This is a genomic window from Rhodococcus sp. 66b, assembly GCF_002076325.1.
In the GTDB taxonomy this organism is placed as follows: Bacteria; Actinomycetota; Actinomycetes; order Mycobacteriales; family Mycobacteriaceae; genus Rhodococcus_F; species Rhodococcus_F erythropolis.
Genome location: NZ_MUZB01000044.1, coordinates 1 through 2,650, shown reverse-complemented (window position 1 = coordinate 2,650; position 2,650 = coordinate 1). Strand labels below are relative to the sequence as shown.

Annotated in this window: 4 protein-coding genes and 1 pseudogene; 4 read left to right on the top strand and 1 reads right to left on the bottom strand. The window is 59.5% G+C overall.

From position 1 onward, the window contains the following. Positions 1–389: DUF6188 family protein (locus B0E55_RS31210; protein ID WP_080911174.1), on the top strand; the 389-nt coding region annotated here is incomplete at its 5' end. A 103-nt stretch (positions 390–492) separates the two neighbouring features. After that, the gene (locus B0E55_RS31205) at positions 493–807 is read left to right on the top strand and encodes a hypothetical protein (RefSeq protein WP_019749980.1); all 315 of its coding nucleotides are present in this window, start codon (positions 493–495) and stop codon (positions 805–807) included. Between the two features lie 541 nt (positions 808–1,348). Here B0E55_RS31205 and B0E55_RS31200 read toward each other — a convergent pair. Further along, the gene (locus B0E55_RS31200; RefSeq protein WP_019749981.1) at positions 1,349–1,693 is read right to left on the bottom strand and encodes a histone-like nucleoid-structuring protein Lsr2; all 345 of its coding nucleotides are present in this window, start codon (positions 1,691–1,693) and stop codon (positions 1,349–1,351) included. A 169-nt stretch (positions 1,694–1,862) separates the two neighbouring features. On the opposite strand from B0E55_RS31200, the gene B0E55_RS31620 reads away from it, so the two are divergent. Continuing rightward, complete coding sequence (locus B0E55_RS31620) at positions 1,863–2,384, top strand: hypothetical protein (protein ID WP_125461309.1); 522 nt, start codon at positions 1,863–1,865, stop codon at positions 2,382–2,384. 60 nt (positions 2,385–2,444) lie between these two features. Continuing rightward, a pseudogene (locus B0E55_RS31190) lies at positions 2,445–2,650 on the top strand (hypothetical protein); the annotation flags it as partial.

Genomic DNA, 2,650 nt, shown 5'->3' with positions numbered 1-2,650 from the left:
TTGTAGGTGTCGGACAGCGGGTTGTCCGTACCGAGGTCGGTCACGCCCTACAGTTCGAAACTGACGCGCACGTTCGATACTTCGTCGAGGAGAACCCCGCCCTCACCCTTCATGACGACACCGAAGTCGCCATCAGCCTTCCGGCACCTGCACCCGGGGCAGACATCGCAGCGGAACTGACCGGCGCGACAATCGAACTCAGCACCTGCACCGCAGACGGATCACTCGTCGTACTGTTCGACACCGGGACTGTACTGTCGGTGCCACCGTCGCCGGATTTCGAAAGTTGGAACGTCTCCGCGCCCGGGAACGTGCTCGTCGTCTCGACACCTGGCGGCACGATCGCAGCGTGGAACTGGCCCAGCACCGACGGACATGGCTATCCATGAATACCGGGACCGACGCCCGAGCGATACTCCCGGGACCACAAATTTGTCGCACACTTCATCCCCGCCGGAAACTTCCTGACCGTCAATCGCGAGGACAAGACTCATGACTTCGGACAACCCGCACGATCCTTCACCCGAATCACCAGATCTTCACCCTCTGATCCTCGAGGTAGCCGACGACTACGATCACGGCCGAACTTCCCTGCGCGCCTTGGTAACCGTCTACGAATCGATCGTCGACAAGTACGAGCACGAACAACACGATCGCCACGAAGACCTACGCTGGGCATGGGGGCAGATCGAAATCATGAACGCTCTACGACACGATGACCCGAGCCGCGCACCGCAAGACGAGGCCGAAGCGTACGAAACCATCGATGGGTTCGTGACTACATTCCAGTCGCTCCATTCCGCCTGAGCCGTCGCCGATAGTGCTGCCGATCAGCAGGTTCGATAGACCGGAGGCCCATCGATGATCCGCAAGATTCAAGCCACGGACGGTGTCTGACTCAACGAGGAGTGACCTTTGGACTGCCGTCGACGATGCGTCCGTTGCCGGGCCTACTCGCGTGCAAGGGAACTCGGGGAATGATCTGCACTGACAGTTGCGGGTGCAGCCTGCAGAATGAGCGCAAGACGTCGACGGTGGACCGACTGGATTGTGTATGCGCGCACTCCGCAGGCTGCTTGCGGAACTGTACCCGGAGATGACTGTGTCTAATCTCTGCTGTTCGCAGTGGCAGTCGGCGGCCGAGCGCAGACGGCGACACACTTCGACTCAGGAAGGGCGCGTGGTTCTCGGGTGTTTTCGGTTGGAAACACCTGCAGTTCGCGCCAGCGATGAAAGAGGTGGCGGAATCCACACAGGGCCAGGCCGAAGGGCGTATGTGAGAAACGCTTCCCCTCACACCCGCTTTCGTATCAGTGTTGAATGTCGTGTCGCCTAAAAGGGATCGAATTCAGTGCGCGGCGTCGAAGGCGTCGAGGATCTCCGCGTTGACCCGTCCCCGCGGTGCCACGTCGTAGCCGTTCTTGACTGCCCAGTCCCGCACTGCCTGCAACTGCTCTTTCGAGCGACCTGAACCGGTATCCTTCGCCGTCACATCAGCTTTTCTGCCGCGGCGTGCTTTTCCGACTTTCTCGGCGACCTTCACGAAAGGCTCGAGGGCGGCGTTGAACTTGTCGACGTTCGTCGGCCGCAGATCGATCATGTAGTCCGACCCCTGATACGAGAATTGGACGCGTTCGCCGAATCCGTCGTCGATCGGCTTACCGTCGAGATCGTCGATAAGTTGGCGAATCACTCTCAGCCATGCAGCATCGTCTCCAATTCGATAGGAATCTCTCCAATGACCGGGTAACCCTAGCAACCCTTGTGTCGGTACCGAGACGACGTCTAGCGACAGTATTTCGGCGCAGAGAGATGCTTCTCGCGGGCTCTGCCGCCGAGTCGTCAACTGGTACCGTGCTCTCATGCCCAGCGATTCTTCGGCTAATCGTGACCATGCTCAATCAGTTGCGCGTATCGCCAGGGACGGTGCCCGCGTGCGAGTAAGGGACACCCATCGCTCATTTCAAGAATTCGTCACTCTCGTGGATAGCCGGTACGCATATTCGTTGCCCTATTCTGCGGCACCGAACTTGCGACTTCCTTTCGATACATGGGAGCGCGAGACGAAAACCTTGGTCGACGTCCGGCGATTGTGGGAGTACGCGATCGATCTCGACACCGGCGTACGCCATGAGATGGAGTGGTTCACCCCTGTGTGGCAGAAGATGTGGCCGGGGATCGCACGACACCAACTTGCCTCGATCGACGAGAGGACCAACCGAGAGTCGGTCAACCTGGTGTGGGTCTTGATCGACGAGAAGTCGGCTGAGTTGACGAAGAAATGCCTGGCCGAAGCGTCAATCTCTGGGGTGGACGTCATCTCCATCGAGGAGTGGTTGTCCAGAAAGGGTCGCACGGGCGAAACGGTCCCGGTCATCGGATAGCACCGAACGTCAGAGACCGAACGCACTGTGCAACGCAAGGCAAGTCCTGCAGTCGGTTTGATGGGAGACGTAGTGGATCTGATGCATGTTGCGAGGTTTGTCGCCGCACCGGAGCTGGTCGAGATCGACGACCTCACAATGCCGGGCCGTCGACACCTACCGGAGCACTGGCTGCACGCACTCGCCGGGGACCGTACGTGGCGCGTAGCGGAAGTGTTGAAGCGGTGGAACCACTTCGGGCGACCGATCATGTCCGACACCTACAC